At 46.9% G+C, this 25,251-nt stretch carries 23 protein-coding genes and 2 pseudogenes; 14 read left to right on the forward strand and 11 right to left on the reverse strand.

Annotated elements, in window-relative coordinates; genetic code table 11:
* Positions 1-66 precede the first annotated feature (66 nt).
* Positions 67-378 carry a hypothetical protein gene (locus tag MKMG_RS02175; RefSeq protein WP_165075006.1) on the reverse strand — a complete coding sequence of 104 codons (312 nt, stop codon included), beginning with the start codon at positions 376-378 and terminating at the stop codon, positions 67-69.
* A gap of 11 nt (positions 379-389) precedes the next feature.
* Positions 390-629, reverse strand: a complete 240-nt coding sequence (locus MKMG_RS11410; protein ID WP_216842861.1) for a hypothetical protein — start codon at positions 627-629, stop codon at positions 390-392.
* Between the two features lie 520 nt (positions 630-1,149).
* Between MKMG_RS11410 and MKMG_RS02185 the strand changes: the two genes are divergently transcribed.
* The 3 genes from MKMG_RS02185 (at position 1,150) to MKMG_RS02190 (ending at position 2,511) form a co-directional block, all read left to right on the forward strand.
* Complete coding sequence (locus MKMG_RS02185; RefSeq protein ID WP_371415190.1) at positions 1,150-1,620, forward strand: hypothetical protein; 471 nt, start codon at positions 1,150-1,152, stop codon at positions 1,618-1,620.
* Positions 1,621-1,657: 37 nt separating this feature from the next.
* Positions 1,658-1,855 (forward strand): hypothetical protein, encoded by a 198-nt coding sequence (locus tag MKMG_RS11730; RefSeq protein ID WP_371415191.1) that lies wholly within the window; start codon positions 1,658-1,660, stop codon positions 1,853-1,855.
* A gap of 338 nt (positions 1,856-2,193) precedes the next feature.
* The gene (locus MKMG_RS02190; protein WP_165075008.1) at positions 2,194-2,511 is read left to right on the forward strand and encodes a DUF2769 domain-containing protein; all 318 of its coding nucleotides are present in this window, start codon (positions 2,194-2,196) and stop codon (positions 2,509-2,511) included.
* A 139-nt stretch (positions 2,512-2,650) separates the two neighbouring features.
* On the opposite strand, the gene MKMG_RS02195 is transcribed toward MKMG_RS02190, so the two are convergent.
* Complete coding sequence (locus tag MKMG_RS02195) at positions 2,651-2,836, reverse strand: hypothetical protein (RefSeq protein ID WP_165075010.1); 186 nt, start codon at positions 2,834-2,836, stop codon at positions 2,651-2,653.
* A gap of 222 nt (positions 2,837-3,058) precedes the next feature.
* On the opposite strand from MKMG_RS02195, the gene MKMG_RS02200 reads away from it, so the two are divergent.
* The 7 genes and pseudogenes from MKMG_RS02200 to MKMG_RS02225 all read left to right on the forward strand — a co-directional run bounded on the left by MKMG_RS02200 (position 3,059) and on the right by MKMG_RS02225 (position 8,369).
* Positions 3,059-3,640: a class I SAM-dependent methyltransferase gene (locus tag MKMG_RS02200; protein WP_254059054.1), complete on the forward strand. Its 582-nt coding sequence runs from the start codon at positions 3,059-3,061 to the stop codon at positions 3,638-3,640.
* A 100-nt stretch (positions 3,641-3,740) separates the two neighbouring features.
* Positions 3,741-4,259 (forward strand): hypothetical protein, encoded by a 519-nt coding sequence (locus MKMG_RS02205; protein ID WP_165075012.1) that lies wholly within the window; start codon positions 3,741-3,743, stop codon positions 4,257-4,259.
* 365 nt (positions 4,260-4,624) lie between these two features.
* Positions 4,625-6,133, forward strand: a complete 1,509-nt coding sequence (locus MKMG_RS02210; RefSeq protein WP_165075014.1) for an AAA family ATPase — start codon at positions 4,625-4,627, stop codon at positions 6,131-6,133.
* Positions 6,134-6,791: 658 nt separating this feature from the next.
* Positions 6,792-6,974: pseudogene (locus tag MKMG_RS11735) on the forward strand (winged helix-turn-helix transcriptional regulator); the annotation flags it as partial.
* 51 nt (positions 6,975-7,025) lie between these two features.
* Positions 7,026-7,352, forward strand: a complete 327-nt coding sequence (locus MKMG_RS11495) for a nucleotidyltransferase domain-containing protein (protein WP_254059055.1) — start codon at positions 7,026-7,028, stop codon at positions 7,350-7,352.
* Complete coding sequence (locus MKMG_RS02220) at positions 7,336-7,764, forward strand: HEPN domain-containing protein (protein ID WP_165075018.1); 429 nt, start codon at positions 7,336-7,338, stop codon at positions 7,762-7,764. The genes MKMG_RS11495 and MKMG_RS02220 overlap by 17 nt, the downstream gene beginning before the upstream one ends.
* A 2-nt stretch (positions 7,765-7,766) precedes the next feature.
* Positions 7,767-8,369, forward strand: a complete 603-nt coding sequence (locus MKMG_RS02225) for a phosphoribosylanthranilate isomerase (protein WP_165075020.1) — start codon at positions 7,767-7,769, stop codon at positions 8,367-8,369.
* A 16-nt stretch (positions 8,370-8,385) separates the two neighbouring features.
* On the opposite strand, the gene glmM is transcribed toward MKMG_RS02225, so the two are convergent.
* From glmM to MKMG_RS11500, 3 genes are read right to left on the reverse strand one after another with little or no spacing between them, the layout of a single operon-like run.
* Positions 8,386-9,735, reverse strand: coding sequence for a phosphoglucosamine mutase (glmM, locus tag MKMG_RS02230; RefSeq protein WP_165075022.1), 1,350 nt, complete (start codon positions 9,733-9,735; stop codon positions 8,386-8,388).
* Positions 9,722-10,513 (reverse strand): molybdopterin-guanine dinucleotide biosynthesis protein B, encoded by a 792-nt coding sequence (gene mobB, locus MKMG_RS02235; protein WP_165075024.1) that lies wholly within the window; start codon positions 10,511-10,513, stop codon positions 9,722-9,724. The genes glmM and mobB overlap by 14 nt, the downstream gene beginning before the upstream one ends.
* Complete coding sequence (locus MKMG_RS11500; protein WP_254059056.1) at positions 10,510-11,433, reverse strand: DUF5806 family protein; 924 nt, start codon at positions 11,431-11,433, stop codon at positions 10,510-10,512. The genes mobB and MKMG_RS11500 overlap by 4 nt, the downstream gene beginning before the upstream one ends.
* A gap of 715 nt (positions 11,434-12,148) precedes the next feature.
* Between MKMG_RS11500 and MKMG_RS02245 the strand changes: the two are divergent.
* Both MKMG_RS02245 and xerA read left to right on the forward strand, forming a co-directional pair.
* A pseudogene (locus tag MKMG_RS02245) lies at positions 12,149-12,939 on the forward strand (IS5/IS1182 family transposase).
* Between the two features lie 1,293 nt (positions 12,940-14,232).
* Positions 14,233-15,150: a site-specific tyrosine recombinase/integron integrase gene (xerA, locus tag MKMG_RS02250; protein ID WP_165075026.1), complete on the forward strand. Its 918-nt coding sequence runs from the start codon at positions 14,233-14,235 to the stop codon at positions 15,148-15,150.
* Between the two features lie 2,503 nt (positions 15,151-17,653).
* Here the strand turns inward: xerA and MKMG_RS02255 are convergent.
* Entirely contained in the window at positions 17,654-19,438 is a 1,785-nt protein-coding gene (locus MKMG_RS02255; RefSeq protein WP_165075028.1) for a hypothetical protein, read from the reverse strand.
* 90 nt (positions 19,439-19,528) lie between these two features.
* Between MKMG_RS02255 and MKMG_RS02260 the strand changes: the two genes are divergently transcribed.
* Positions 19,529-20,794, forward strand: coding sequence for a hypothetical protein (locus tag MKMG_RS02260; RefSeq protein ID WP_165075030.1), 1,266 nt, complete (start codon positions 19,529-19,531; stop codon positions 20,792-20,794).
* A gap of 25 nt (positions 20,795-20,819) precedes the next feature.
* The gene (locus MKMG_RS02265; RefSeq protein ID WP_165075032.1) at positions 20,820-21,812 is read left to right on the forward strand and encodes a DUF1616 domain-containing protein; all 993 of its coding nucleotides are present in this window, start codon (positions 20,820-20,822) and stop codon (positions 21,810-21,812) included.
* Here the strand turns inward: MKMG_RS02265 and MKMG_RS02270 are convergent.
* The 4 genes from MKMG_RS02270 to MKMG_RS02285 are packed head-to-tail and all read right to left on the reverse strand — an operon-like array spanning position 21,748 to position 25,245.
* Positions 21,748-22,551 (reverse strand): hypothetical protein, encoded by an 804-nt coding sequence (locus MKMG_RS02270; RefSeq protein WP_165075033.1) that lies wholly within the window; start codon positions 22,549-22,551, stop codon positions 21,748-21,750. The two genes, MKMG_RS02265 and MKMG_RS02270, sit on opposite strands and share 65 nt — an antisense overlap.
* Positions 22,544-22,990: a hypothetical protein gene (locus MKMG_RS02275; protein ID WP_165075035.1), complete on the reverse strand. Its 447-nt coding sequence runs from the start codon at positions 22,988-22,990 to the stop codon at positions 22,544-22,546. The genes MKMG_RS02270 and MKMG_RS02275 overlap by 8 nt, the downstream gene beginning before the upstream one ends.
* Positions 22,987-24,267, reverse strand: coding sequence for a DUF58 domain-containing protein (locus MKMG_RS02280; protein WP_165075037.1), 1,281 nt, complete (start codon positions 24,265-24,267; stop codon positions 22,987-22,989). Before MKMG_RS02280 ends, MKMG_RS02275 begins: the two co-directional genes overlap by 4 nt.
* Positions 24,268-24,270: 3 nt before the next feature.
* Positions 24,271-25,245, reverse strand: a complete 975-nt coding sequence (locus MKMG_RS02285) for a MoxR family ATPase (protein WP_165075039.1) — start codon at positions 25,243-25,245, stop codon at positions 24,271-24,273.
* Positions 25,246-25,251: the final 6 nt, after the last annotated feature.

Here is a 25,251-nt window from a genome sequence, read left to right on the forward strand (position 1 = left end):
TCTTAGTGTTTGCATCAAGTTTGGGCTATGCAAACCGATGGATAATGAAGTTTGTTAATGGGGAAATCAATTAACAAAAGTATGGTTCTTAACTATAATCTCTCCAATCAGTTTTTTGAATTGTTCTTCGGTGATATTTTCCTCTGAAAAACGCTGCTGTTCTGTTGATGTCAGTATTCTGATGGTCTGCTCTGTGTTCTTTTGATCTGCATTATCGAGAAGGTACTCTCTGCATTCCCTGTCTGAGATCTCCTTTTCGGAGAAGTGTTCTGAAGAAATATTCATTCTGAGGGCCCGTACTGCCATACTGACGGCTTCCTTTTTGTAGCCCCTGAAAAAAGAGCGATTCGGCGGCATGCAGTATGTCCATGGCGTCATACGTTTGAATGTCACCACAGGTCTCGGTGTCCCTCCAACAGCACATACTCCCCTGCTGCAAAGGCAATAAATAACTGTCTTATTACATTCTCCTGTCCGACAATTACTTTTTTAATCTCTGATTCAAGAAGGGCAGGTTTATCTGAATATATGGATACATCCGCATTTCTGCTGATATCAAAATTATTGGCGGGATGTATCGTATTGTTGAATTCTTCTGCACGAACATCTCTTTCGTATTTATCAGACATTATACTCAGGGATAGCATATGATGTTAAATCCTTATGAAATTATTATGCGTGGCGGTCCGTGATATTTCCTTGTGTCAATTGGGTACATTTAACCTGCTATGCTGATCTTAAATCGAAAAGTGAATGGATTTATGTGTTGCCCGAGAAACGTAAAATTACTGATTCAAAATAATCTGAAAAAATGATGGTACATCATTTTTAATTAACTCTGGCTGGATTCTACGAAAAAAACACATTTGATTTATCAGGTTGGGACACAACCCTATTTGATGTCGACAATAAGCCAATTTTTATCCCTTTGATTAACTAAATGGCACTAATCAAGTCTATTTTGGTCAATAAATTGTCGTTCTGGCGAGACAGATTTAGTTCTGTCCCAGCCTGTTATCCCGGATTTAACATTCAGGTGCAAATTATGCGTGTGTTTTTAGCCGGTGCAACGCTGACCGGTGATGCCATTTAAATATTGACTGCTGGCAACCCGCGCTCTGATGATAAATAGAAACAGGAGACAAATAAATGAAAATATATCTTGCAATGGACGACACGGATAGTCTGGATTCACGCGGCACAGGGAAACTTGCGAGGGCTACAGGAGCAGAGATTTCAAAGGAATTTCCTGTTGACGGCATCTCACGTCATCAGCTCTTTGTGCATGAGGATATCCCATTTACCTCGCACAACAGCTGTGCGGTGATTCATATTGAGGCACAAGAGAGGGCTGACAAGGAGTGGATCTTTGAAACTGCAAAGGAGTGCATGCTTAGCGATTTTGTAGAAGGGAGTGATCCCGGAATTGCTGTTGCCTGTGCGGATGAGATTCTGCCTCCCCTTATTGCGTATGGCAGGGATGCACAGAGAATCGTTCTGAATCAGGAAAAGGCACGAACGCTTGCAGCAACTCTTGGAATCCGGCTTGAAGGTCTTGGCGGTACCAAAGATGGTGTGATTGGTACCATGGCCGGCCTTGGTCTTGCAAAAAGGAGGTAACGACGGCAGATACCTGCTTTGCGGCACAGTCAGGGACATGTCGGGCCCTGCTGATGTCGAGACCCTGCTTGAGGCAGGCATTGATGCTGTCTACACTATTGACGGACATATGGTCAAAGACGGCAGAATCATTATTGCTGAAGGAAAATCAGCGAAGCCATGCCCGGTTGACGGCAAAAAAATTCTGTTTGTCGAGAGTATTGACGGCCGGTATCATGCTGTAAAAAGAGGATGACCGGTTCAGGCAGATATACAAAAAGGATTGGAATTGCGTTTGCGGTTCTGGTTCTTTTTGCCGGGTCCATGCTTGCACTACAGATTGCCGGTGAGGAATGGATGAGTATTGTATTTGAATTTGAGGATACGTCTGGAAATTGTTGTTGAAGATTTTTTCAAAGCATTTGCTCTCTTTAAAGTAATAAGTTTCAACTGATCTTCAATTTCCTGTTTTTTTCCGGTTCTCAATTCCTTTTTCCGATCCGTTTTAAGATCGCCCAACGTCCCTGTGGGAGTGGCGCGGGACGGCTACATTTTTATACAACAAATGCCATTGTGTTTCCTGTTGATGTTGGTATGCCGAGCGATTATTTTGAAATGATGCTGCGTTCACTGAACCTGACGCCTGAAGAACGGGAGATGGTGGTGGAGAAGCGAAAGGAGCAGTGTATCTGTGATCTCTGCCCGACGTTTGAGGCGTGTGGGGGTAAGACGGAAGAAAACGAAGCATTCGCCTTCTGCACACTGGGGGCGAGTGCCTGTATCGAAGAAGAGGTTGAATGTCTCTGTTCCACCTGTCCCCTGTCGCGAGAGATGGGGCTTGCGTATTCCTTTTACTGCACGAGGGGTTCTGAAACGCAGCAGAAGATCAGGGATGTTATTGGTGTGAAGTAACCAGGCTGTTCTGCCAAAACTCTCAATTCATGGCTTATGTGATGGGAGATATTCCGCACTACGGTGTGAGTCTCCCGGAAACCTGTTCTCCAGTGTCTGTCTTATCCCTTCTCCGGGGACAAAAAGTTGAATGTCAGAATCAGAGTTGTTTATCCGGCACTTCCTCAATTGACAAAACAGAAATCGAGGAGTCTTTAATGCTGCCGCGTTCTGCAAGTGCTGACCTGACATCCCTGAGGATGGCTTCCATCAGAATTTCTGCATCACACTGCTGGTCGGTGTCCACTTCAATAAATCCGGTGAGTGTTGCGCTGAATGTTTTCATGAAAATTCTTCCTTACCGGGATATTGCATCTCTTTTGGCATCAAACAGACGTTACCGACAAAAAACTGGTCTGTTTATAGGGCGTAAAACCATCTGGTCTTTAGCCAGGGGGATGTAAGCGTTTGTTTTCATAGGCATAAATTAAATAATTGTAACAGTAATATGAGATTACCTGATTACGAGAACCAAGTAATCATTTTCTGGGTAAATTTTGGGGGATTCATGGTGCCGCAGGAAGTCTTTGAACGCCATGCCGCTGCGTATGATAACTGGTATGTGGAGCACCGAAAGGTGTACCGTGCCGAATGTGAGCGTATCAGGCAGGGCCTTCCCGCCCCGGACGCCCGGACGGTCGAGGTTGGAGTTGGGTCCGGGCGGTTTGCCGTACCGCTGGGGATCCCTCTTGGGATTGAACCGTCCGTTTCCCTCGGTCGGATGGCCCGCCAGCGGGGGGTTGAGGTAATCCGTGGTGTGGGGGAGTGGCTTCCTTTAAAAGACGGGTCGTGTTCGTCAGTCCTGATGGTGACCGTCATCTGCTTCTTTGACGACATGGCCCGGGCCTTTGCGGAGGCATACCGGGTGCTCGTTCCCGGCGGTGTCCTCGTCGCCGGTTTTCTCGAACGCGGAGGGACGGTTATACAGGCGTACCTGCACGGTGACGTGGAGCACCGTTTTCTCTCGCAGGGCAAATTCCACTCTTCAGGAGAGGTCAGGATGCTCCTCCGGGACGTCGGATTTGATATCCGCTCGGCAGAGACTGAGAATGACTTCTGCGTGATTGTTGCGGAAAAGAACAAAGCCTGAGAATGGAATAAGCACCAGAAATCAGGTAAGCATGGCATGAATCCGCATCACGGCAGGGAATGCCATGTTATGTGCTATCGCGTCAAAAAGTGCTGTAGGAATGAAGAGACCCGCCGACGCCCCAAAGATAGATCGCTGTAGTGAGGAGGCCGACCGCATCCAGCGGTTCTTTATCCGGCCCGTCTTTTTGAGTTTCACCATCGGCATCCCGTTCTGCATCTTTAAACTCCTCTTCGGCATCACTGCTGTGCGCATCGGGACGGGTATACTGCCTGCCCTCGTCTGGTTCGGCTGGCTCGTTATTGGGTGGGCGGCCGCCGACCTTGTGATGAACGTCGGGAGGAGCGTTCTCGACCTCATCGGGCGGCCCGCACCCTTTGACTACTGCACGATTGCACAGGCAGGCAGTATCACAGGACGACCGCTTGTCTTTCTTGCGTTTGACACCTTCCTCTCATTTGTAATCATCTGCTTCATGCTCTGGTCCGGATGGATAACGGAGCTTTCCACCGTTGAAGGCTACCTCTGGTATGCCGCCACCACCCTGAACCTGATCAGCCTCTCGGTGGTGTCTATCTATAATGAGATGAGGCGGGGGGAGTCAACTACCCACGACTGAAGTCGTGGGCTTCCTGCCTGCTTTGATCGTGAACACATTCGTTCGGAGAATGAAGCGGGAAGCACCTGAATCTTTAGCTCGGGTGTAGTTCACAATCAGTGTTTAAACATGGTATTTTTTGAATCAATGGATCTCCTTTTGTTGGATAAACTTATCTTTAATGTCGGCCATTACATGCCGTGGTATTTATTACTGGATCATTTTATCAAACAAAAAGTTTTGCTTTTATGATTTCCGCAAACAATGCCAGACCAGGGATGCCTGAATGCCTTTTTGGGGAAGTTGCCGGGTCCGGTTTCCCGTCAGAACGTTGTCTGTGTACGGGATAAAAGGTCGAATGTGTCAGGTCAGAAAGAGGTGATTTAATGAAGAAAAAGTTAGAATCATTAATCGAAGCATATCAGGGGCATTTTGTTGAGCGTGAAGATGAAATTAAGGGTGCATTTCTGGCGATTCTTGCCAATGAAAACCTGCTCTTTCTCGGTCCGCCGGGGACGGCAAAGACATACCTGGCACAAAACATATGCAGCAGCATCGGTGATGCCGAATTTTTTTATTACTTTCTGACGCACTTTACAACATCTGAAGAACTCTTTGGGCCGTTGTCGCTGAAAGCGCTTGAGGGGGATGAATTCAGAAGAAAGATGGAAGGATGCCTGCCAACGTCCCATATCGGATATCTTGATGAAATTTTCAAGGCGAACAGTTCGATACTGAATGGTCTTTTAACCATACTCAACGATCGAAAGTTCCACGATGGCCCTGAAGTTGTTGATACACCCCTTTTATCAATTTTCGGTGCCTCAAACGAGCTTCCTGAGAAAGATGAAAATATTGAGACTCTCTATGACCGATTTCTCTTCAGATATGAGGTAAAACCCATTACCTTTGAGGAAAACCTCTGGAAGCTGATCTTTGAAAACTCTGAAGTCTTTCTGCCGCCCGTGAATTTATCGGTCAATGAAATTCTTGAAATCAGGGAAAAAGCAAAGAATGTCGGTTTTTATGACGATGTCATGGATATACTCATGGCAATTCGACGTGAGTTGAGGACAAAGGTCGGGGGTGATGGGACGCAGATCTATATTTCAGACCGCCGCTGGAAAAAGATCGTGAATGTGTTAAAAGTGGCTGCGGCAACCCAGGGTTATGACAAAGTGAACCGCTCTATGCTTCTCATACTGGAGCATCTGTTGTGGGATCATCCTGAACAGAAAACTGCAGTCCGGCGCATCATCATCGAATTGACAATATCTGGCGGGAAAAGTTTCGATGACATTGAGGATAGAATAAAGAGGCTTGATCCGGAAAAATATTCATTCTCCAAGAAAACGATAAAACTTCCACAGACGGTCATATTCAGAAAAAATAATGGTCATTCTGGCATTGGATCTGCTTCATCCGGGAATGTGAAACTGCTCTTGACACTGGCTGACGTTATAGTCGCTGGTAAATCGAGGTATTGCAACGATTCTGTATGTAATTTCACCATGAATTATGGGGATTATACTTATGAAGGATTAATGGAAGCACTTCTTAATGAATATGGCATTAGTCTAGAATCACAAATTCATGACTCATTTATTGACTATAGATATCAGGTTGAGGAAATCCGGGATGAGTTTCTTGATCTGAAACGATATGATGCAAATTATTTTAACCACTATAAAAGGAATCTGGAGGACAATATATGGGTAAACAGACGTGATGTTGACGAAGTGGTCATCTATCATCAGAAGAAGATGTATGAAATGGACCGTCTGGAGAAGGAAATTTCAAAAGTTGAACAGATAAACCTTGAATATGTTTTAACTAAAGATGGCGGAAATAATCAGAATTCAGATCAGCGAAACGGCCGATTCATAGGTTATTGATCCGGTTTTGGATATCGATTTGATTAACTGTGGTGTACAATCATACTCTGGAGAATGTCTGCGCTGCAATTGTCAGGTTCAGCCCGTCCTGGGGATTATTCCCAATATACGCACGGAAATAAATGGAAGAACACGTGTGTAAGTGTGCAAACCGGTCGGATGAATATCGGAAACGGGGGCTACTGCCTCCACCCTGTTTTTTGTCACCCTTTGTCTACCCCTTTGACCACCTGTTTTTGGGAAAATATGGGCAGAATGGACGTTTTTTCTGCTCTTTTTTGATGGCGGGGAAATACGGCTGTAATGCCTTTTATTTGCTAAAATGACGGTTGGTTGCAGACTATTAAGCGGTCGCTATTGGTAGATATTTTGGGAGGGTCTACAGGTTGTCTCCGGTTGTGATCGGCCCGCTCCGGGCTTCTGTGTGGACGCGTTTTTCCGGGGTGCAGGCCCTTTTTGGGGTTATTTAAGTGTTCCTTAACCAGATGCCGGGATTTTGTCCCAAATGAAGAGTGTCGTACACCGCAGCTGCAGGAGAAAGAGCAAACAGCAGATCCAATGTGCTCGTCACCCAGAAGAATAATCTGAATTCAATGGTTGAGAAACGGAAGACACAGAGCCATAATTTCTTATATTTACTGTTCGTATATACGAACAAATGTTCTCTATTGCGAACATATGTTCGGAAAAATCATTCATAATCATCCGGCATCTTGGAAGAAGATACAACGAGTCCTTCTATGTCAGAGAGATTGCAAAGGAGCTGGGTCTTTCTCTCGGCCCGGTCAGCGAGACCTTAAAGAAACTCGAACAGTCAGGTATGTTAATCAGAAGGGTCAGGGGCAGAATTGTTACCTACAGGGCAAATATGGAGAGTCCTGTTCTGCGTGAGATGAAGATTGTTATCACCCTTCTTGAGTGCCGGGAACTGTTAAAGGAGCTTGAAAAATCGGCTGGAAGGGTGATTCTCTTTGGCAGCTGTGCAAGGGGGGATGATACCGCCAAAAGTGATATTGATCTGTTAATAGAGACGGATGAGAAGGACGTGGCATCTCTGGCTGTCAACTCTTCTGAATTCATAGGGGGCAGAAAACTCTCTGCAATTATCATGTCTCCGGATGAATTCAGGGAGCTGAGGGGAAGTGATAAACCATTTTATGAGAGAGTGATGCAGGGGAAGACTCTTTTCAGGAGGGATGAAGATGAGATCGCGGTTTGAAAGATGCATTGAAAATGGAAAGATTGCACAGATCAGAAAAGATCCGGCTCTTGTATCAAAGGAGATTTCAGAAGCAGAAAACGATCTTGAATCTGCAAGGGATTCTCTTGAGAGAGAGAATTTCAAGTGGGCGATTGTACAGGGGTATTATTCACAGTTTCACTCGTTACGAGCTCTTGTGTTTAAAGAAGGATACCGGGAAAAAACTCATTCCTGCCTTCGTTCTGCGGCAGAAGCCCTTCTTCTTGATAAGGGTTTAATAGACACTGAAGTGACAGACGGGTTTTCATATGCAATGAGAGTCAGGGAGGCCGCAGATTATAATTCAACATACAAAGAGGATGCGGCAGTGGATGTTGTCGAAACAGCGGAGAGAACTCTTGGGATTGCAAAGGCAATTGTCGAAAAATAAATATGAGAATAAAGATCTGTGGTATCACCACAAAAGAGGATGCGGTAGCTGCAGTTGCGGCTGGTGCAGATGCGATTGGTGTGATCTCCTGTTCACCCGAATCGCGGCGCAACCTGCCGGATACCAGAGTACGGGAAATATTTTCAGCAGTGGGTTCCGACACGGTATGTGCCTGTGTCACCCATACGACTGACCCGGATGAACTTCAGGCCGTCTGTGCACTCTGCCCTGATGAAATACAGATGAGTTGTCCGTTTCCCCGCTCGATGGTGCCCCATTCGATTCGTGTTGTCCGGGTCATATCACCCGGTATGCCTGTAGCGGATGATTGTGACGGGGTGATAGTCGATGCGAGTATGGGGAAGGGAAAACATTACAATCCTGCATATTCGGTTTCAGTGAGAAAAGTGGCGAAGGTTCCGGTCTATCTCGCGGGAGGTCTGACACCGGAAAATGTTGGTGAGGCAGTGAAAACCGTCCGTCCGGATGGTGTGGATGTGGCAACCGGCGTTGAAGTGTCACCCGGCATTAAAGATCATACCAAAATCCGTGCATTTATCCGGGCGGTGAGGGAAGCTGAAGGATCACTCAAAAATCGTAAATGAACAGTGAGGGCAGAATTTAGGGTGAGATGATGGTGGTAATTTCATCCCTGAACGCTTCAGCTTCCTTTTCTGTCTCTGCCTCAACATAGAGGCGCATAAAGGGTTCTGTGCCTGAAGGCCGGAGAAGTGCCCACATCCCCTGCCGGTTAATTCTGACACCATCCGTCAGATCGAGGGCATCGCCAGAAAAGGCTTTTTCTGCTTTTATCAGGAGTGTCTGTGGTGACTCTGTGTGAATTTTATCTTTCAGCATTGCATGGGGCGGAAGCGTCTCTCTGAGTTCACTGAGCTTTTTTCCACTCGATTTCAGGAGTGCCACCATCGTTGCGGCAGTCATCGCGCCGTCACGGCAGTGCTGGTGACCCGGAAGAATGAGGCCGCCGTTTCCTTCCCCGCCAAAGACAACGGTCTTTCCTTCTTCTGCCAGGGCAAGCATCCGCCGTGCGACATAGATGCTTCCGACCCGCGTGTAGTCAACAAGGGAACCGGTCTCTTCTGCAATACGTTCTGCAAGGAATGATGTACTGACCGGTGTTACGACAATGCCGGGTGTGTCTGAACAGATGAACCGTTCAATAAGTGCAAACTCTTCATTCTCCTCCAGGTATTGTCCGGTTTCATCGACAAAGACCGCACGGTCTGCATCACCGTCATGGGCGACACCGAAGGCTGCACCTGTCTGGCGTACAAGTTCTGCCAGGGGCTGCAGGCCTTCCGGTGACGGTTCCGGCATTCTGCCCGGAAATGTCCCGTCCATCATGCCGTTGATGGTGACCACATGGCATCCCATCTTTGTGAGCACCTGTGGGGTGCTCTCACAGGCCGGGCCCGAGCCCGGGTCGGCGACAATGGTCATCCCGTCAGCATTGATATCTTTCCAGTATCCTGCGACCGCATTGATATACTCATATATCATTTCCGGAGCAGCAGAGAGGGTGCCCATCGCTTCCCATCCTGCGAGGGTGAACTCTTCTGCAAAGAGATGTTCTTCAAGGCGGATGGTCTGGGTATCGTCCATCTCAGTACCGTCGCCTTCGATTATTTTCACACCGTTATATTCCGGTGGGTTATGGGATGCAGTGATGACAGCGCCGGCATCAAAGTGTTCGCGCACCAGATACTGGACAGCGGGGGTGGGGAGCACACCGAGGTCAACGACATCGCACCCGGTTGCAAGCAGCCCTGCTATTACTGCACGGGACAGTGCCGGGCCGGATGTGCGGGTATCGCGTCCCACTCCGATACGCCCTTTTCTCATGGTCCCAAGTGCCATTCCTATCTTCATCACCAGTTCAGGGTTCATCTCTTCACCGATGATACCCCGGACTCCGTTTGTACCGAACAGTTGCTTTTCAGGCGTTTCCATGATATTCTCCCTCCAGTGTTTTTCCTGCATCATGTAATTCATGTTTCATTCTGTCGATTCCCTGCATCAGTGCTGCAAAGGCTTCCTGGCGGTGACGGGCGATAACGGCAATATACGTGAGGTCATCACCTGCGGGAATGACACCTGTCCGGTGGTGAAAGCGCACACCCAGGACGCCGGGAATTTGTTCCATACCCTTGCGTATATCTTCAGAGAGTGTATGGATGGTCGCAGTGTCTGTAAAGTCCATTGTTTCTGTTATCTCAGTGCCGGTAACCTTCCGGACAATTCCGTTAAATGCGGCAACACATCCGGTGTCATCTGACATGCAGTCACGTTTCAGTTCCTGCACCAGACCCTGAAGGGTGCATACTTCGGAAAATTCGCTGATATGAGTGAGGACATCTTCGGGCTTTGGATTTCTGAGAACGCAATTCTCAATTTCCAGGTCACCGATAACCACCTTTTGAAATGATTCTGCTTTATGGCCTTCAATGACGGTGAATTCCACTCCCTGATCCGAGAGGAGGTTCAGCATATCATGCAGTGACCCGTTACGTATAGCAGCCATTGCTTTTTCCGGATCTGTGCCGATGACAATGTCTGCCCCGTGTTCATAGTGGGTTGTGGTGTCTTTGCCGGGAGTCTGTTCAAAATGGTGTGAATGAAGGTGTTTTATCACTGCTGTCTTCCCCTGTTCCCTGAGCAGGGGGATGAGGGAATGAATAAAGGTGGTCTTCCCGCTGTTTGACCTGCCGACTACATGTATAATTCTCATATGTGTTCTCCGTCTGTTTGTGTGTCTTCTTTTTTCTCTGTCTCTTTGTCAGTCGCTGCCGTTTCACGATTTCTGATCATGGATGCCGCTTCTGCAACCTCACGCATGACCTCGGTGATGCGGTCCTCAATATCGATTTCATCATCTAAGTCAATGGACGTACCTTCGACTTCCAGAAGAAAGCGGGCCACTTCTGAGGATTCAAAGAGGATGTCATCGAGTTCATCTGCGGTAAAGAAACCACAGAGAGCTCCATAAAAAAATGTGGCCCCTGATTTACGGACTTTTCGTTTGAATGAACTGCGTGCCTGATTGACTGCCTGCGGCGAATAGGTGTCTGTCATGAAGGGGACCAGATCCGGGAGATTCTCCCCGATAAATGTCATCTCTGCACCGCCTCGTGTGGAAAAATCAGCACACAGGCGGGCAATGGCCCATTCGCGTGCAGTTATATAGGTATGTTTTCGGAGAAACTGGTTTACTCTCCGGTAGGCTGCGCCATCCACTTTCTGAAACTTACGGTATTTGTTAATCCGTTCTTCATCTTCAGGAGAAAGAGGCGTTCGTCCCGGCATCAGGGCAGGCAATTCAGGGTTAAAGCCGAGAATGGCCTGCACTTCCTCCTGTATCTGTGAATATGATTTATCTGACGGTGGTGCTGTGGAATTATTCAGTATTTTTGAAGAAGTATTTATGGCTTCAGGAGGGGTGGTTTCAGTGATTTCAGTGATTTCTTCCTGTTCTCCCTTTGTAATTTCGTTTCCGGTATTTTGATTGTCTGATTTTTCTGCGATGATTGCCTTGTTATTATCGGTTAATACAGCCGGTTCATGCTGTTCTTCCCGGAGCATTCCTTCCTTTGGTTCAGAAGGTTCATTCTGCCCATCTTCTTTTTTCGAGAAATTCCCTTCAGCAGCCATCAATTAATATGGGGGTGTCCCATTCATCAACCTTATGGGATCGTTCCGGTTTTTTGCTGAGATATATAGCAACATAGGGTTCCGGCAGGAGGTGGGCGGGCCTGAATGTTCTGCCAGTCTCTCTGAATATTTTTTGAATTGTTTATTTTTGTAATTCACCCTTTGCGTTTGGTAATCATCTGGGTCTGAACTGCTGACCTGGGAATTCTTCCGGTTTGTGTATGGAAGAATGGTTTTGTGGAATTTTTTGAATCATGAAGGGATGCTTCTCTCCGTGTTTTTTCTCTCAAGTGCTGACATATTCCCACGACTAAAGTTGTGGGCAGGTCTTGAGGGGCAATGTAAATTCTTCATTGTTGCACTGGTGGATATTTTTGGCAGAATGCAATACAATCGGGCATCGTTTACATATAGCATCATATGGTTTATTGGCGTTCATGTCTAATCGTGCTGAAGTCAAAATTTCAGGAATATTTGCCAATATTATGTGAATTTACCCTGGATTCTGCCATAATTGGGATTTATGTCTCTGCCGTTTCGGCTGGGTGGCCCATGCTGTGCTGGGAATTGCTTGGGGTGGAAGGGAACGAACAAAATAGTGTCTGGATTCGCAATTTCTGTGATGGAACACTCCGATTGAGTGTTTAATGAATAATTGCTGCCTGATATGCTACGTGATCTTCTGGCTTTGTTGAAACCCTGTCATTGAACGATCATACCTGGAGGGAATGATCTCTATATCAAACTAATCTATTCTGTCCTCTCCAATGTGCTACATCCATCCCATTTGCCGCTTTATTCCTGCAAATTTGTGAAACCCTCGCTACAGATTATTACAATCTGGTGGGTCTCACTTCAGCTGAGTTGGGTTCCCTATTACTCAACGGTCCACAACGCTATGGCCCACATTCTCTCTGTTTTTTTCGCGAGAATCCTGAACAAATCCCTTAAACTTTTTTATTCTCAGGGAGGGATTGTTCTGCCCACAGCCATTGATCCCTTGGGGTTCGCCCGTTCTTATGTTAGTCATTATTTTACTCCTGGCGGACGGTAAAGATGTGAAATAACTTTCTAAAAAACGTCGATTGCAGTGGACATATGGTAAACAGGTGACCCATGCGATGGGCAGTGTGGACGCTGAAACACTGCTCAGGCAGACTCAAAGGACCAGAAGGGCCGGGTGCTATGTGTTATTGGATAAATGATATGATCGAGATACTTCATCGCCAGATCAGGGGAGAAACTGGCGCTCATTCGGTGATGCCCGTCAGAACATGGGAAAGTAAGATTCATTCCGGAAAATACCGGCAGGGAGGTATTCCAACTTCGATGATAATCGCTGTCATGAAAGAAATGGCGTCGAAACAGCATTATCAGTCCTCAAAAAAGATTTAGGGGGAAGGTGGAGGCAAGAAAATATTGGTGTCAGGTCAGGGGGAGATCATGATCAAACTTTGCCTCCATAACCTCATGACGGCAGTTTCTGTCAGTCATGTTCGTTGTTAGGTTGAGGGATTCAAACAGTGTCCTTGAAAACGTCAATTGCAGTAGATAAACGCAAACAAGGTGATCTTATTCTTTCAGGATCTTTCTGAAACACTTTGCTCAGACATACTCATAGGTCCGGAAGAATGGGGTGCTATGTTTTATGGATAGATGATGTGATTCTGCAGAGGGTCCCATCGCCAAACCAGAGAGGAAATTGGTGTAAATTCAGTTGTACCTATCAGGAAATGGGAAGGGATGATGCGCTCCGGAAAATATGGGCAGGGGATGTATTCCAACCTTGATGGTGGGCGCTATCCTGAAAGAAACAAATTCGAAACAGCATTCTCAGTAATCAAAAGAAGATTGGGAGAGGTGCTGAAGGCATGAAAATATTGGTATCAGATCAAAGAGATCAAGATCAGACTTTGTCTCCATAATCTTACGAAGGGGGGGTCAATCGGTTGTTTTCGTTGTCATCTTTGAGAAATTCAACAGGGCCGTATTTTTATTTTTTCCGGGCGTCGTCTGCCCATTGTCTTCAGGTTTTTGTCAATGTGGTGGTAGTGGTGAATGGGGATCATCCATTTTGTAATGGTTCTGATGGGTCTGGGTGTATTATTTGAAAAACGGCAAATCGGCCCTTAGAATCTGCAGTTTTGAAAAGGTAGTATACGTCATGTGCGAGAAAAAGTGACAACAGGGGGGCATTATGTGGCTGTTTCCTGGCTCGTCAGATCGCGAATGCAGGCAGTTCGTTATTTTGATGCACCTGTTTTCATGCACTTGTCCTGATGGATAAAAATAATATTCCCTGTTTTGCCTGTTTCTTTTTCACTCTGATTTTTCCTTTTGTGGGGTATTATTTGCTCACTGTGATTCCCGGAAAATACGGATTTTCTGGTGGGCTGTGTGGGTGTAATCTGAAGCTGAAAAATAATCGTTAATTTTCAGCAAAGCAGTGGGTGTTACAATCTGTTACTTGTATAGATCTGCCCTTTTTCTGTATCTGTTCTGTTCTCCCTGCTCTTTGAATGGATGTGATATAAATCTGAATGGTTTGAAATGGGATGAAATTTTCGGCAGAATGGCTGTTGTTACGTTTTGTTACGAGGGGTGGAGCTGCATTTTTCAGTATTTTCCGGGGTATTTCTGGCTGATTGTTCAGGAAATTTGGATCAAAATATCCTGATTTTTGTCTTCAGGATATTCGGAATATCTTGTTTTTGTGTCTGTATCTGTGGGTGAAACTTTTTGCGTGAAATGAAGATTCTGCGCAAAAAGCATATAAACGGTTAAATTAAAGAAATATCTATGCAGGGCGATTATTTTTCAGAGTGGCTTCCACGGTTCTTACACCACCTCAGAATGAGGAATTATTCGCCTGGTACGATAACGAGCTATGGGCGGGTGATCCGAAAATTCGGATACTATCTCTGGATCTGCCGTAACAAGGGTGTGGGAAAACTTGAAGCACACTGGCATGATCCGGCCAATGGTTGCCTTGATACGGGGGTGAATACGACTCCGATTATAATTGATGATTACCTGGCTTTCCTGATGTCATTGCGTGACTATAAAGCCACAACTCTGCACCGGATTATCTCATCACTGTCATCATTCTACCGCTACCTGTATACCCAGGGAATTGTTGAATCCAATCCACTTCCGGCAGTGGGCCGGCCCAGAATTAAAGAGAAAGAACTCAAATATCTCAAGCATAATCAGATGATGCGACTGCTGGGGTCAATTCCTGATACTGATTTCCGCGACAGGCTGATTATCCGGCTGATATATGCTACCGGAGTTCGTGTTTCTGAACTGTGTGGTATGACACTCTCTGATATCGATTTTGATGATTATACCATCCGTGTGTTGGGTAAAGGTGGGAAAGTACGGATTGTCTTTGTTGATGACGATACTCTTGAAGAGATTCAGAAGTTTACTGAGGGGAGGATAGATGGCCCTCTGTTTGTGGGGCAGATGGGGCATGCAATTTCACCCCGCACGGTTCAGCATCTCTTCAGGAAATGGGCCCCTAAAGGAATTACTCCCCATAAAATTCGCCATTCATATGCTTCTGAATTATACCGGAGATCTAAAAATCTCCGGGTTGTGCAGGAGAATCTGGGCCATTCCTCTATCCAGACCACTGAAATATATCTGCATACTGATGTTGATGAAAGAAGGGATGTTTATCAGCAGTACTTCCCCCTTTCGCGGCATGACTGATCATGTGCAGGGAAACTCCTCTCAGGGGCAGTTCCCTTCTCTGTGTTTGACAAAATCAAGCACATGGATTGGGTTTGTTGGGGTCAGTGAATTGGCTATGCCATACTCCCTACATTCCCGCAAATTCATAACGAGCCAGATCCAAAATTGCTGAATTTCGACTAAAATTAAAAATGGGGCGAATTTCATTGATTGAAATAATTGTGCTCGTTAGGTGTCAAGTACGACACATAACGAGTTTGTCTATTTTCAGAATGCTGAAAATATGTCAACTAAACTGCAATCAAACTAATATGGTGGCTCTTTTTTCTCCTCATAGTTATGTGTCACCGGGAATGCAGGATACTCGTCAGTAATCTCCTTTCCCAGTGCTTGGGGGCATCTCGCCGATTTATTCCTGTAAATACTATTGGGAAGCATGTGCTCGGCACCAACTCGTGGCCATTCGTTTTTTTCGTGAAGCCCCCTCTGCGGGGCATGTCCTCGCCGTGTCGGGCCTCCAGCCACTCAACCGTTCAACAAATGCTGGCACATCTCTCCCCGTTTTTTATGATAATCTAGGGCCAATTCTCTGAACTGTTTCATTGCCGGGGGAGATATGCTTCCGAAGATGGGTATTGATTTCATCAGATTTTGCCCGTTTCTATGTTGATCACGATTTTATTTTTGGCGGACAGGAAAACTGAGTCGGCGACTCTACGTTCTTCAGGATATCTTTGGGGCGGATACAGGGGATGATATTGGGCTGAAACATACTTTGGCATACATCTCCGGAAGGGCCGGTTGACGCGGGTGTTATGGGTGGCTAATGTGATATTCGGTGATTTCATCACCGGGCCGGGGAAGTCATCCGGGATATTCGTAGACAATAGAAAAAGGGCATTTCCATTTCGGAAAATAGGTGCAAGGGGTGTATGCTAGCCTGATTTGTGTTGGAACGGCGCCCTCGTTTCTCAAAATACGATTTGAGGGGGAGCAAGATCAAACAGTATCTTCATGATTTCATGGAGGTCGTTCAATCAGTCATATTTTTTGTTAAAAAATAGTTGAAGAATCCGGCAGGATCTATTTTTTTCAGATCCCATTGTGTTTTGTTTTCCCCATTTATTCTCCAATAAACCATATGATGCTATATGGGCGACGAACCCCATCTGACTATCAATGATTGCGCAGTTTGTTTATGAAATCGTATCAATTTTATCTGAGGTCGGAATTTCATCATCTGGTCTTTCGGATACTGAATAAAATTGTATTTTTGAATATAGGTTCGAAGAGACTGTGATACACAATCCCAATGGCAAGTAAATATCCCGAGCATCAAAACGCAGAGATATTTCCATTTTTGGTATTCTTCTGTGACCATTCGCTGTTTTGATTTTATCACTAATATGGAGAGAATGGATTTGGAGGGGCGTGAACACATGGTGAGCATGAGATTATGAGAATTCCAGATTCTTCCACACCGATGAGGAGGCCCGGAAGATCGTTGCAATGATTCCATGAATTGATCGGACAAACAGAACACCTCGACTTTATCCATCAGGTCAGCCGGAGGTTGATTTGCTGATATGCTATGTGTGATTGCCTTTGAAGATCTGAACAAGGAATGTGCAGCAGAACCACCACCTGACAAAAAGCATTGCTGATGATGTGGCCGGAGGGATGTCAGTATCACACAGATCAAAGCAGAAGAAGCCTGTCTCTTCCAGCTGGTAATGGAGTATCTCAGGGACACATCGCAGTGGTGCTTCATATGTGGAATGATTGTCAGGAAATATTATCCGATCGTGTCTATACTTGCCCGCATTGTGGGCTTGTAATGGATCGTGACCAGAATGTGGCGATTGAGACATACTGTGTGGCCGCAAAACCCCAGGTGTCCCTGGCTTCAGTTGGGTGAGCAGTCACCAGGGGATGTGTGGCAGATGTTTGAGAAAAAAAGATGAAAACCAATTTCAATCTGAAGGAATGCAGACGAGATAATGGTGGTCTGATGTTAGCAAAAAACGCTACAAAGTAATGAATGGGTAAATGGATGATCCTTCTTTCATTTTGGTCTTCACATTTTATGTGCGTACAGTGAATCAGGTTTCATGCTCACCAATTTCATGCCATCCTGTGCGTCTTGTATTGAGACACCCCTACAGGTGTTCATATCAAACAGGGAGAAGGTGTGCACACAGTGGGCATGAGAGATGTTTCACTTCCCGGAGGATATCATTGCCTCCTGAAGAAGGGTTTTCTTAAGAACCAGTGTGGGAGTGACATTGCTATATGAAACAACGATGTGCCTTCATCTTCTCAGATGGAAGTATTTTTGATCAGTGCTGAATTATTTTTATTCGGTGGAGAATGGATAATTAACCCACCCACAATATTATCGTTCATTTTTTCTGGCAGATTAATTTTCTGCAGGCGTATGGAGTTCATTCGTACGGATAAAACAATATTGAAGGATATTGATTTTTATTCAGTTGTAGTAAACACAAAAAAGCGGGATAAATTAGATTGAAAGGGAGAATGTGCAATCCTGGCCTGCATTCAGCCAGATGCCATCTCCGGGGTTAATCGTTTCAACGAGATCATACTTTCGTGAGGTCGTATTATACCAGTATGCTGAATCAGGTATCAGGGAACCTTCCGGGACGACTGTTGCATCTGCTATGGCGACTGGTCTGCTTAGTGAACCAACCATGTTCCAGCCTGTCTCCAGAGGCACGGTGTATGAGTTCAGGGGCACCCCGGTTGCAATGATCTGTCCCGGTAAATTTGATGCAGCCCAGTATCCCTTTCCAGGAATGATTTCATCAACCGGAACTGTATCGTAATTTCCGGCTGTTATGTTATAGATAAACAGCGGCGGTAAAAATCCGGGGGGGAACACCGGGGTATCGTTAACCACATCGACTGATATCATATTCCACCCTGCCTTGATATCTGTCTCCTGAGTCATGATTTCGGTGATAACAACGCTGAGCTGGTCGAGTGCCAGCATGTCATACTCTGCATCTGTACCGAGAGCATACAGCTGGTAATTTCCAGGTACGAGGGCATCTAGTTGTTCTGCGGGGATGACAATGCTGTTACCATTCCTCTCCACATCAGATATGCCGTATCCCGGTGTAATTGCAAGCGTTTTGTCAGTTGCAAATGGTGGATAAACAGGTTCACTTGTCAGTTTTATTGCATAGGTGTAGGCACCATCGGGGCCCGGACCAAAGCTGCGGATACCATCTTCAAGAATCTGTGGCATTGCAGGTGATGATGGGATCAGATTCTGCCAGCTTGTCCGTGCTGCCTCAAGAAGATTAGTGGTATCGACGTGGACAATTGCGTCATACTGCTCGTCGGTATTCACCAGTGCGTATGACATGTTTGAGATATCTGCTATGTTGTCAAATGTGACGGTTACATCCTCGCTTACATTCTGGATGAATGTTGGTGCTGCGGTTGAACCGTTCCAGAGGATTTTACGGTCACCGTCCATGATGATGACCGGCAGGCCTCCATGGACATGGAATGTCTCATTTTCGGGGAAGTAGGCAAGCGCTGAAACCGCGTATTTTCCGTCTGTTGTTGGTCTTGGTAATGAAAGTGATCCGACCCTGTCTGTTGTGTAATCTGCGTGTGATACCACATTGTTCACATGTGTCAGGGTATCTCCGAGATTGGCGGGGTCATAGTACGGGCCGGTGGCGCCCACCTTTACGATTCCTTCATTGACCGGGCCTCCCGGGGGATCGATCCGGTAGATGATACCTTCATACTCACTGTCTGTTGCACCGGCAAAGAAGTACATCGCTTCCTGCAGGCGGAAGCAGTCACCCCAGGTGGTGAAATCCCCACTTGCTGCACTGTTATTATACTTGCCCAGTCCGATGACTCCCTCCTTTCCGGGGATTTTGGCTGCAAATGCAGGGACATAAAGGTCTGTGAAGACGTTTGTCGAATACGCCCTGCCGATGGTCACCGTGGATGACGCCTCAGCAATGGTGATGGTCGCTCCTCCAATCGTTCCCTGTGTATCGGTAAATTCCCGTTCCACATTTCTCACAAACGGGGATGTGATGGTCTTAACTTCATTTCCGCATGAGGTTGCCTGATGAATGGACATTTCTGTCTGGTCCAGCTGCATCAGGTCATCCACTTTCAGATACTGGAAACTGGTATTGAGATACGAGTAATTTGTATCAAGCTCAACCTCGACAAAGGCTGCTGCTGCCGGACTTCCGGCAACCAATGCCAGTAACAGGCACATTGTAATTGTTTGCTGTAATTTTACTATCATATGCGTCCTCCTAACACTCTATAAATAAATAATTCTTATGGTGGCGCGTGATGCTATATATTTTTATGTTTTTATTGTGAATTATATTAAATGATTCCAAGAAATGCTGTTATTTTTCTGTCTCTCCTATTCGGGATATTCATTTCCTGTATTACTGTAGCAGGGGCAGTGTCAGTTGCGATTTCTCCTGATCAGGTAGGAGAAGGTGATCAAATTTCGATATCCGTTCAGGATCTTCCTGACGCTTCATCCTTCTCCCTCCTGATTGAGGGCTACTACGATGTGGGCACCGGATCACCGTTTTCGTTTGAGGTTGCCAACCTGAATATGCCATTTTCTCTCTCCGGTGGAAGAATCATTGCATATGCTGAAAAATCCGAATTTCTCCGTGTGAATTATCAGGAGGGATCCGGTGGTGTTATCAAGACGCTCTCAATCATATCCGACGAAAGCGGTTCCTGTACAATTGATGAAAGTGCGTCGATTTCAGCCGGTGTCTACAATAAACTCTGGCTTGAAGGTATGACGATGGATGAAGCAACCGTGAAAAGCCGTCTGAACCTTGTCGGCACCAAGACCGGGCCCGAGGACTCGTCAATTACTTTTAATGTGAGGGGAATTGATGCGGGAACACTTCTTATTGTTGTGAGTATTGACGGCGGAGCATACGTGATGAGCAAAGATATCACGCTGGGATCCGGTTCATCACATACTCCTGTCCCCACGACTGAGGTTCCTACCTCCACTCCTACCTCCACTCCCATTCCGCATTCATCCGGGTCTGATAACGACGACAGTGATATTCCGACAACAGCGCCAACGCCAACGCAGACAGAAGTTTCCGGTGAGTCCTCAATATCTTCCATCGGTAAAGATGTGACCTTCTCTCCGGCTAAAGCGAGCACTGCCATGCTGATGCTTGCATCGGCCGCTGATGTTCCTGATGACTGGAAAACAGCAGGGGATGCATACTCATTGATATTTACCGGGGATTATGCAGGCAATTCAGGAACGATTGTTTTTACGATTCCATCCTCAATGGAAAAGACTGATGATCTCCATTCATTCTTCATTGCACGGTATATCGGGGGAAGCTGGACCATCATGCCCAGTGAAGTCATTGGAGGCAGTCAGGTGCGGGCCTCTGTGCCGGGACAGGGTACCTATGCACTGATGTATTATTCTTCAGATGATGCGGGTACTTCAACCCGGACACTGGTCCCGACACAGGGAACGGTTCCCACTGCGTCGTCAGCCACTGCAACTCCTGAACCTGCTGCAACACAGACGCCGCTGCCTATGATAGGACTTGTGGCAGGTATTGGAATGGCAGCAGTCTGTATGCGGCGTATCTGAACATTTTCTCTTTTTTTGGATATTTATGGCAAAATCCTTGACAACAGAAGATCTCTATACGGCCTTTGGAACAGGCATCTGGTTTCGCGATCTCGCAGGAATCCTGATCTGGCTGGGCATTGCGGTTCTGACAATATATGTACCGTATCTGAATGAAAGTCCGCTGAGGATTATATTTGCCCTTCCGGTAGTGCTCTTTATTCCCGGATATGCACTCATCGCAGCATTGTTCCCCGGAAAAGAAGAGATAGATACGCTTGAACGAACCGCACTCTCATTTGGACTTTCAATAGCTGTGGTACCATTGATTGGGCTTGCGCTGAATTATACGCCGTGGGGAATACGACTGGATCCGATTGTTATCTCCCTGTCCGTCTTCACGGTAATGATGGTGCTGGTCGCCCATTACCGCCGCGCCATGCTGGGCCGGGAAGAGCGGTTTTCCCTGCCGGTACGGGAATGGTATGATGAGGCAAGAACCGAACTTTTCTCTGAAGACCAGAGTTCACTTGACCGTGCCCTCTCGTATATCCTCATCATTGCCATCCTCGCTGCCGTTATCACCACCGTATTTGTGATCGTTGTGCCGAAGGAGGGTGAGCACTTCACGGAATTTTATATTCTGGGAGAAGAAGGGATGGCAGCGGATTACCCCGATCGGTTTCCCGCGGGCACACCGCAGCAGGCGATCATCGGAGTCGGAAATCATGAATACGCACCGGTGAACTATGTCATTGAGACCTGGGCAATGAACCAGACCTGGATTGCTGAAGAAAACCGATCAGAAATCTATTCAATGGGACTATTGGATCGGATTCCGGTAGCAGTGATGCACAATGAGACTGCTGAGATTCCCTACAACTTTACCGTAACCGATGTTGGAGCAAACAGAATTCAGTTCCTGCTCTTCATGGATATGGTGCCTGACGATTCTGTGTCAGGCGCCAAACGGGTCAATGCGTCGTACCGGGACCTCCATCTCTGGGTGGATGTGCGTCCTCCATACGACCAAAGGTAAGTATCATCTCATTTTTTTCAGGTGAGGGAGCGATTCCCTCAATTTTCCACACCATCCCGGTTCCCGCAGCAAGGATGCACCCTGCAAGGCTGCAGGGAGGGCAGGGAGCAATTTCACAGATCTTCAGAGACTCAGACCGTACCTGTTCACACGCTGCGGTAAACCTGAATCCTGAGAATCTGACAACGATGTTCTCCCCTTCTTCTGTCACCTCTACATCTTCTGCTGCATGTACCAGATCACGTTCTGTTTCTGAAATGGCCGTGCAGATGTCAGTGATCTCGTGGGGGATTTGCAGTTCACCGGAACGGCGAAGTTTCTCCATTACCGGCATCCCGGAAGGCACTGAAAAGATTCCTCCTGTTTCCGGTTCTGGCACAATTACTGTGGGACCCGGTTTTGGTATTCTTTGGGTAGCGTCTGCCGGATTGAACTGGCGTACCGTGTCCCCATCCGGAATGAAATGTGCCGGGCCTGAAGCCCCCAGTTCAGCCACAACCTGGGCGTAGCTGATCATAAGGCCTGTTGAAAAGAGTGATGCCACATCTGCCGGAATACCTTCCTCTGGTCGTGTGACCATCAGGAATACTGCGCCAAAAAAGCAGGCGCATGATGCAACAACCAGGGTTGCTGCGGGCAGATCTGTTCTTCCGGAGATAAACACCGGAACAATCAGAAATAGTGCAATTACGATCAGAAGTATCGGTGACTGATATTCTTTGGAAATGATGTTATTCATCTGAATTACTCCTCATTGCCCGTGATATCGCTTCTTCCCGGGCATACCCTGAAATGACAAGAATTGCGCAGAGAATTACAAGCCCTGCAGTCCACCATCCGGTATGATGCATCTGCTGTGCTGCTGCAGCCAGAATGGCGAGAGAGATGGTGGTTGCAATAAGCAGTTTCATTCGTGTATTCCCTGCAACCGCAGCAAAGAGGCTGACTTCGCAGACGACAGCTGCGATATATGAACCACAGGCAGCTCCATAAACCAGCAGTTGACCGGCAGCCAGGATATACAGGGCGGTGTTCTCTCTTTTCCCCAGAACGGTTATCGCAGCCAGGATCACACTCCCCGGGATGATTATTTCCATGATTCCCCCAAAGGCAAGAGAGATTATGGCACCAAGAATTGCGATGCAGATACATCCTGTTCTCCATCGGCCGGACGTCATGGTATCACCTCAAGTGAGCCTGCATTAAAGAACTCTGCAACTTTTCTGATATCTTCTCCGAATGATTCCTTTGGGAGAAATATCCTCACCTGGCGGTGCAATGCATACGCGGCGGTTGCCATGGCCCAGATGTGGCTGAGATCCCCTGTTCCGGTGGTATAACATTGAATTTCTGTATCGTGGGATGATGCCAGTACACGGTACATCGTCTCCTCAAATCTGATCTGGTCTGCTGACCTGCTGTATGTCTCAACAGCTGTCTGTGCCATAGTGGTCAGAGGCATTTGTCCTCCTGCAGCCCGCATCCGTATTGCAAGCATTACCGGAGAATACGCCCGATAGAGTGAGTGTATGCGTTTTTTTGGAGTGAGTATACCGGAGAGTTCATGAAGAATATCAGCACCCGGAACAATATCCATCATTGCTACAATCTCGCATCCTGCCAGAACAACTATCAGGGAAGATTCACGCCGGTCCTGTATCTCTGCAATTCTTTGGATGACTGCCTTTCGTACACCGGAAAAAATCTCTTCAGTAACAACTGTCGTATCATCAGGGAGATCAACAACCAGTGTTGCCGTCCCCCCTTCAATACCGGCATATTCACGCACATATGTTGTTCCGTATTTGGCCGTCATCTTCCAGTCAATGGCCCGTATATTATCCCCCTGCCGAAATTCACGGAATGAACGGACACCGCTGCTTTTCATAGGTGTCCTGCGCATTGTCTCCTTGTCACTGTATCCTCCCGAACCTTCGTATCCCGGCCCTTTTTCCGGAAATGCAAAGAGGGCCGGACCCTGCAGTGGAGAATTCTGAATCGAAACCCCGATAGTAAAGAAGGCATCCGAACAGCGGAGGATGACCCCGCCAGGATGAATGGTGCCATGGGCGAGAAGCCGGAAGGAATACTGCAGTGTGCAGGTTCCGTCCTCATCGGAGATGATGCCCCTCGTTTCCCCTATGATGTCTGTGGCAGAATCCGGAAGAATATCCTCTGCTTCCAGGCAATATCCGGGCAGAACCTGGCTGCTGAGGGTCGTTGTCATGTGTATCCGGGTACCTGAACGGGAAAAACGCTCTTTCGTCTGTCTCTCTCCCGTCAGGTGGTGCGCTGCATTCCGGGCAGCAGAGATGCTCGTGTGCAGGGAAAGGAGGAGAAATAGCCATACGGCACCTCCTGCGAAGAAAAATGACGGGTCATCGAAGATCCATGCAGATACCAAAAATGCTCCGCCAAGGAGCATTACTGCCCTGCAGAGACGGGTTGGCTGCACGTCTCAGGGCACCTCGACAGAATCAAGGATTTGCCGGATGACGGCTGTAGCGTTTGTTCCGCTGATCTCTGCCTCACGTCTGAGAATGATCCTGTGCTGAAGTGCCTGCAGGGTTACTGCCTTTACATCATCAGGAATGACATAATCTCTGTTCTCCAGTGCCGCCTTTGCCCGACTCCCCCGAATAAGAGCAATCGACCCGCGGCTGCTTGAACCCAGTGCAATATCCGCATGTTCACGCGTTGCCATGATAATATCCCGTATGTATGAAAGAATCTCTTCTCCTGCATGGATCTGTTTAACATATTTCACATCATTGAGAATGCCTTCTCTGGTAAAAAGCGGCGACATGTTTTTTGCAAATGTTTTCCAGTTGAGCATACCGTCCCGTTCACGCCGGATGATCTCAAATTCATCTTCAGCAGAGAGCTGTGTCGCATTGACTGAGAACATAAACCGGTCTTTCTGTGCCTCGATGAGGGGGAATGTCCCTTCAAATTCCATGGGGTTCTGGGTTGCAATGGTAAAAAAGGGATGGGGAAGGGGATATTCGGTTCCGTCGATGGTTGCCTGTGTCTCCGAGAGTGCCTCGATGAATGCACTCTGGGTTTTGGGCGGGAGGCGGTTAATCTCATCAACAAGAAGGATATTCGTGAAAATTGGTCCTTTCTTCAGTTCAAATATATTCCTGTCAGCGTTCCAGAACTGTATGCCGATGATATCTGCCGGCTGACTGTCAACCGAGGACTGAAACCGGTGGAATTCGCAGCCTAAAAGAATCGCAGAGGTCTTTGCAAGTGTTGTCTTGGCAGTGCCGGGCACCCCTTCTATCAGTATATGACCTTCTGAGAGAACGGCAATGACTATCATTTCAATGAGTTCATCATTTCCGACAACCAACTGCCTTATCTCATCCCGCATCTGGAAATACTTATCTGAGATCTGTGTAACTGAGTCTGTATTTTTATATCGTGTCATTTATTT

Source organism: Methanogenium sp. MK-MG (assembly GCF_009914725.1).
Taxonomy (GTDB): Archaea; Halobacteriota; Methanomicrobia; order Methanomicrobiales; family Methanomicrobiaceae; genus Methanogenium.

Excerpts from the sequence above, each read along its gene's own strand:
- glmM (WP_165075022.1), bottom strand. The coding sequence starts at position 9,735 with ATGGAAACGCCTGAAAAGCAACTGTTCGGTACAAACGGAGTCCGGGGT.
- MKMG_RS02275 (WP_165075035.1), bottom strand. The coding sequence starts at position 22,990 with ATGACGTCCGGCCGATGGAGAACAGGATGTATCTGCATCGCAATTCTT.
- MKMG_RS11410 (WP_216842861.1), bottom strand. The coding sequence starts at position 629 with ATGTCTGATAAATACGAAAGAGATGTTCGTGCAGAAGAATTCAACAAT.
- MKMG_RS02205 (WP_165075012.1), top strand. The coding sequence starts at position 3,741 with ATGAAGAGACCCGCCGACGCCCCAAAGATAGATCGCTGTAGTGAGGAG.
- MKMG_RS02225 (WP_165075020.1), top strand. The coding sequence starts at position 7,767 with ATGAGAATAAAGATCTGTGGTATCACCACAAAAGAGGATGCGGTAGCT.
- MKMG_RS11500 (WP_254059056.1), bottom strand. The coding sequence starts at position 11,433 with ATGGCTGCTGAAGGGAATTTCTCGAAAAAAGAAGATGGGCAGAATGAA.
- MKMG_RS02210 (WP_165075014.1), top strand. The coding sequence starts at position 4,625 with ATGAAGAAAAAGTTAGAATCATTAATCGAAGCATATCAGGGGCATTTT.
- MKMG_RS02195 (WP_165075010.1), bottom strand. The coding sequence starts at position 2,836 with ATGAAAACATTCAGCGCAACACTCACCGGATTTATTGAAGTGGACACC.
- MKMG_RS02255 (WP_165075028.1), bottom strand. The coding sequence starts at position 19,438 with ATGATAGTAAAATTACAGCAAACAATTACAATGTGCCTGTTACTGGCA.
- MKMG_RS02265 (WP_165075032.1), top strand. The coding sequence starts at position 20,820 with ATGGCAAAATCCTTGACAACAGAAGATCTCTATACGGCCTTTGGAACA.
- MKMG_RS11730 (WP_371415191.1), top strand. The coding sequence starts at position 1,658 with ATGTCGGGCCCTGCTGATGTCGAGACCCTGCTTGAGGCAGGCATTGAT.
- MKMG_RS02185 (WP_371415190.1), top strand. The coding sequence starts at position 1,150 with ATGAAAATATATCTTGCAATGGACGACACGGATAGTCTGGATTCACGC.
- MKMG_RS02270 (WP_165075033.1), bottom strand. The coding sequence starts at position 22,551 with ATGAATAACATCATTTCCAAAGAATATCAGTCACCGATACTTCTGATC.
- MKMG_RS02260 (WP_165075030.1), top strand. The coding sequence starts at position 19,529 with ATGATTCCAAGAAATGCTGTTATTTTTCTGTCTCTCCTATTCGGGATA.
- MKMG_RS11495 (WP_254059055.1), top strand. The coding sequence starts at position 7,026 with ATGAAGATTGTTATCACCCTTCTTGAGTGCCGGGAACTGTTAAAGGAG.
- xerA (WP_165075026.1), top strand. The coding sequence starts at position 14,233 with ATGCAGGGCGATTATTTTTCAGAGTGGCTTCCACGGTTCTTACACCAC.
- MKMG_RS02285 (WP_165075039.1), bottom strand. The coding sequence starts at position 25,245 with ATGACACGATATAAAAATACAGACTCAGTTACACAGATCTCAGATAAG.
- MKMG_RS02175 (WP_165075006.1), bottom strand. The coding sequence starts at position 378 with ATGACGCCATGGACATACTGCATGCCGCCGAATCGCTCTTTTTTCAGG.
- MKMG_RS02200 (WP_254059054.1), top strand. The coding sequence starts at position 3,059 with ATGGTGCCGCAGGAAGTCTTTGAACGCCATGCCGCTGCGTATGATAAC.
- MKMG_RS02190 (WP_165075008.1), top strand. The coding sequence starts at position 2,194 with ATGCCGAGCGATTATTTTGAAATGATGCTGCGTTCACTGAACCTGACG.
- mobB (WP_165075024.1), bottom strand. The coding sequence starts at position 10,513 with ATGAGAATTATACATGTAGTCGGCAGGTCAAACAGCGGGAAGACCACC.
- MKMG_RS02220 (WP_165075018.1), top strand. The coding sequence starts at position 7,336 with ATGAGATCGCGGTTTGAAAGATGCATTGAAAATGGAAAGATTGCACAG.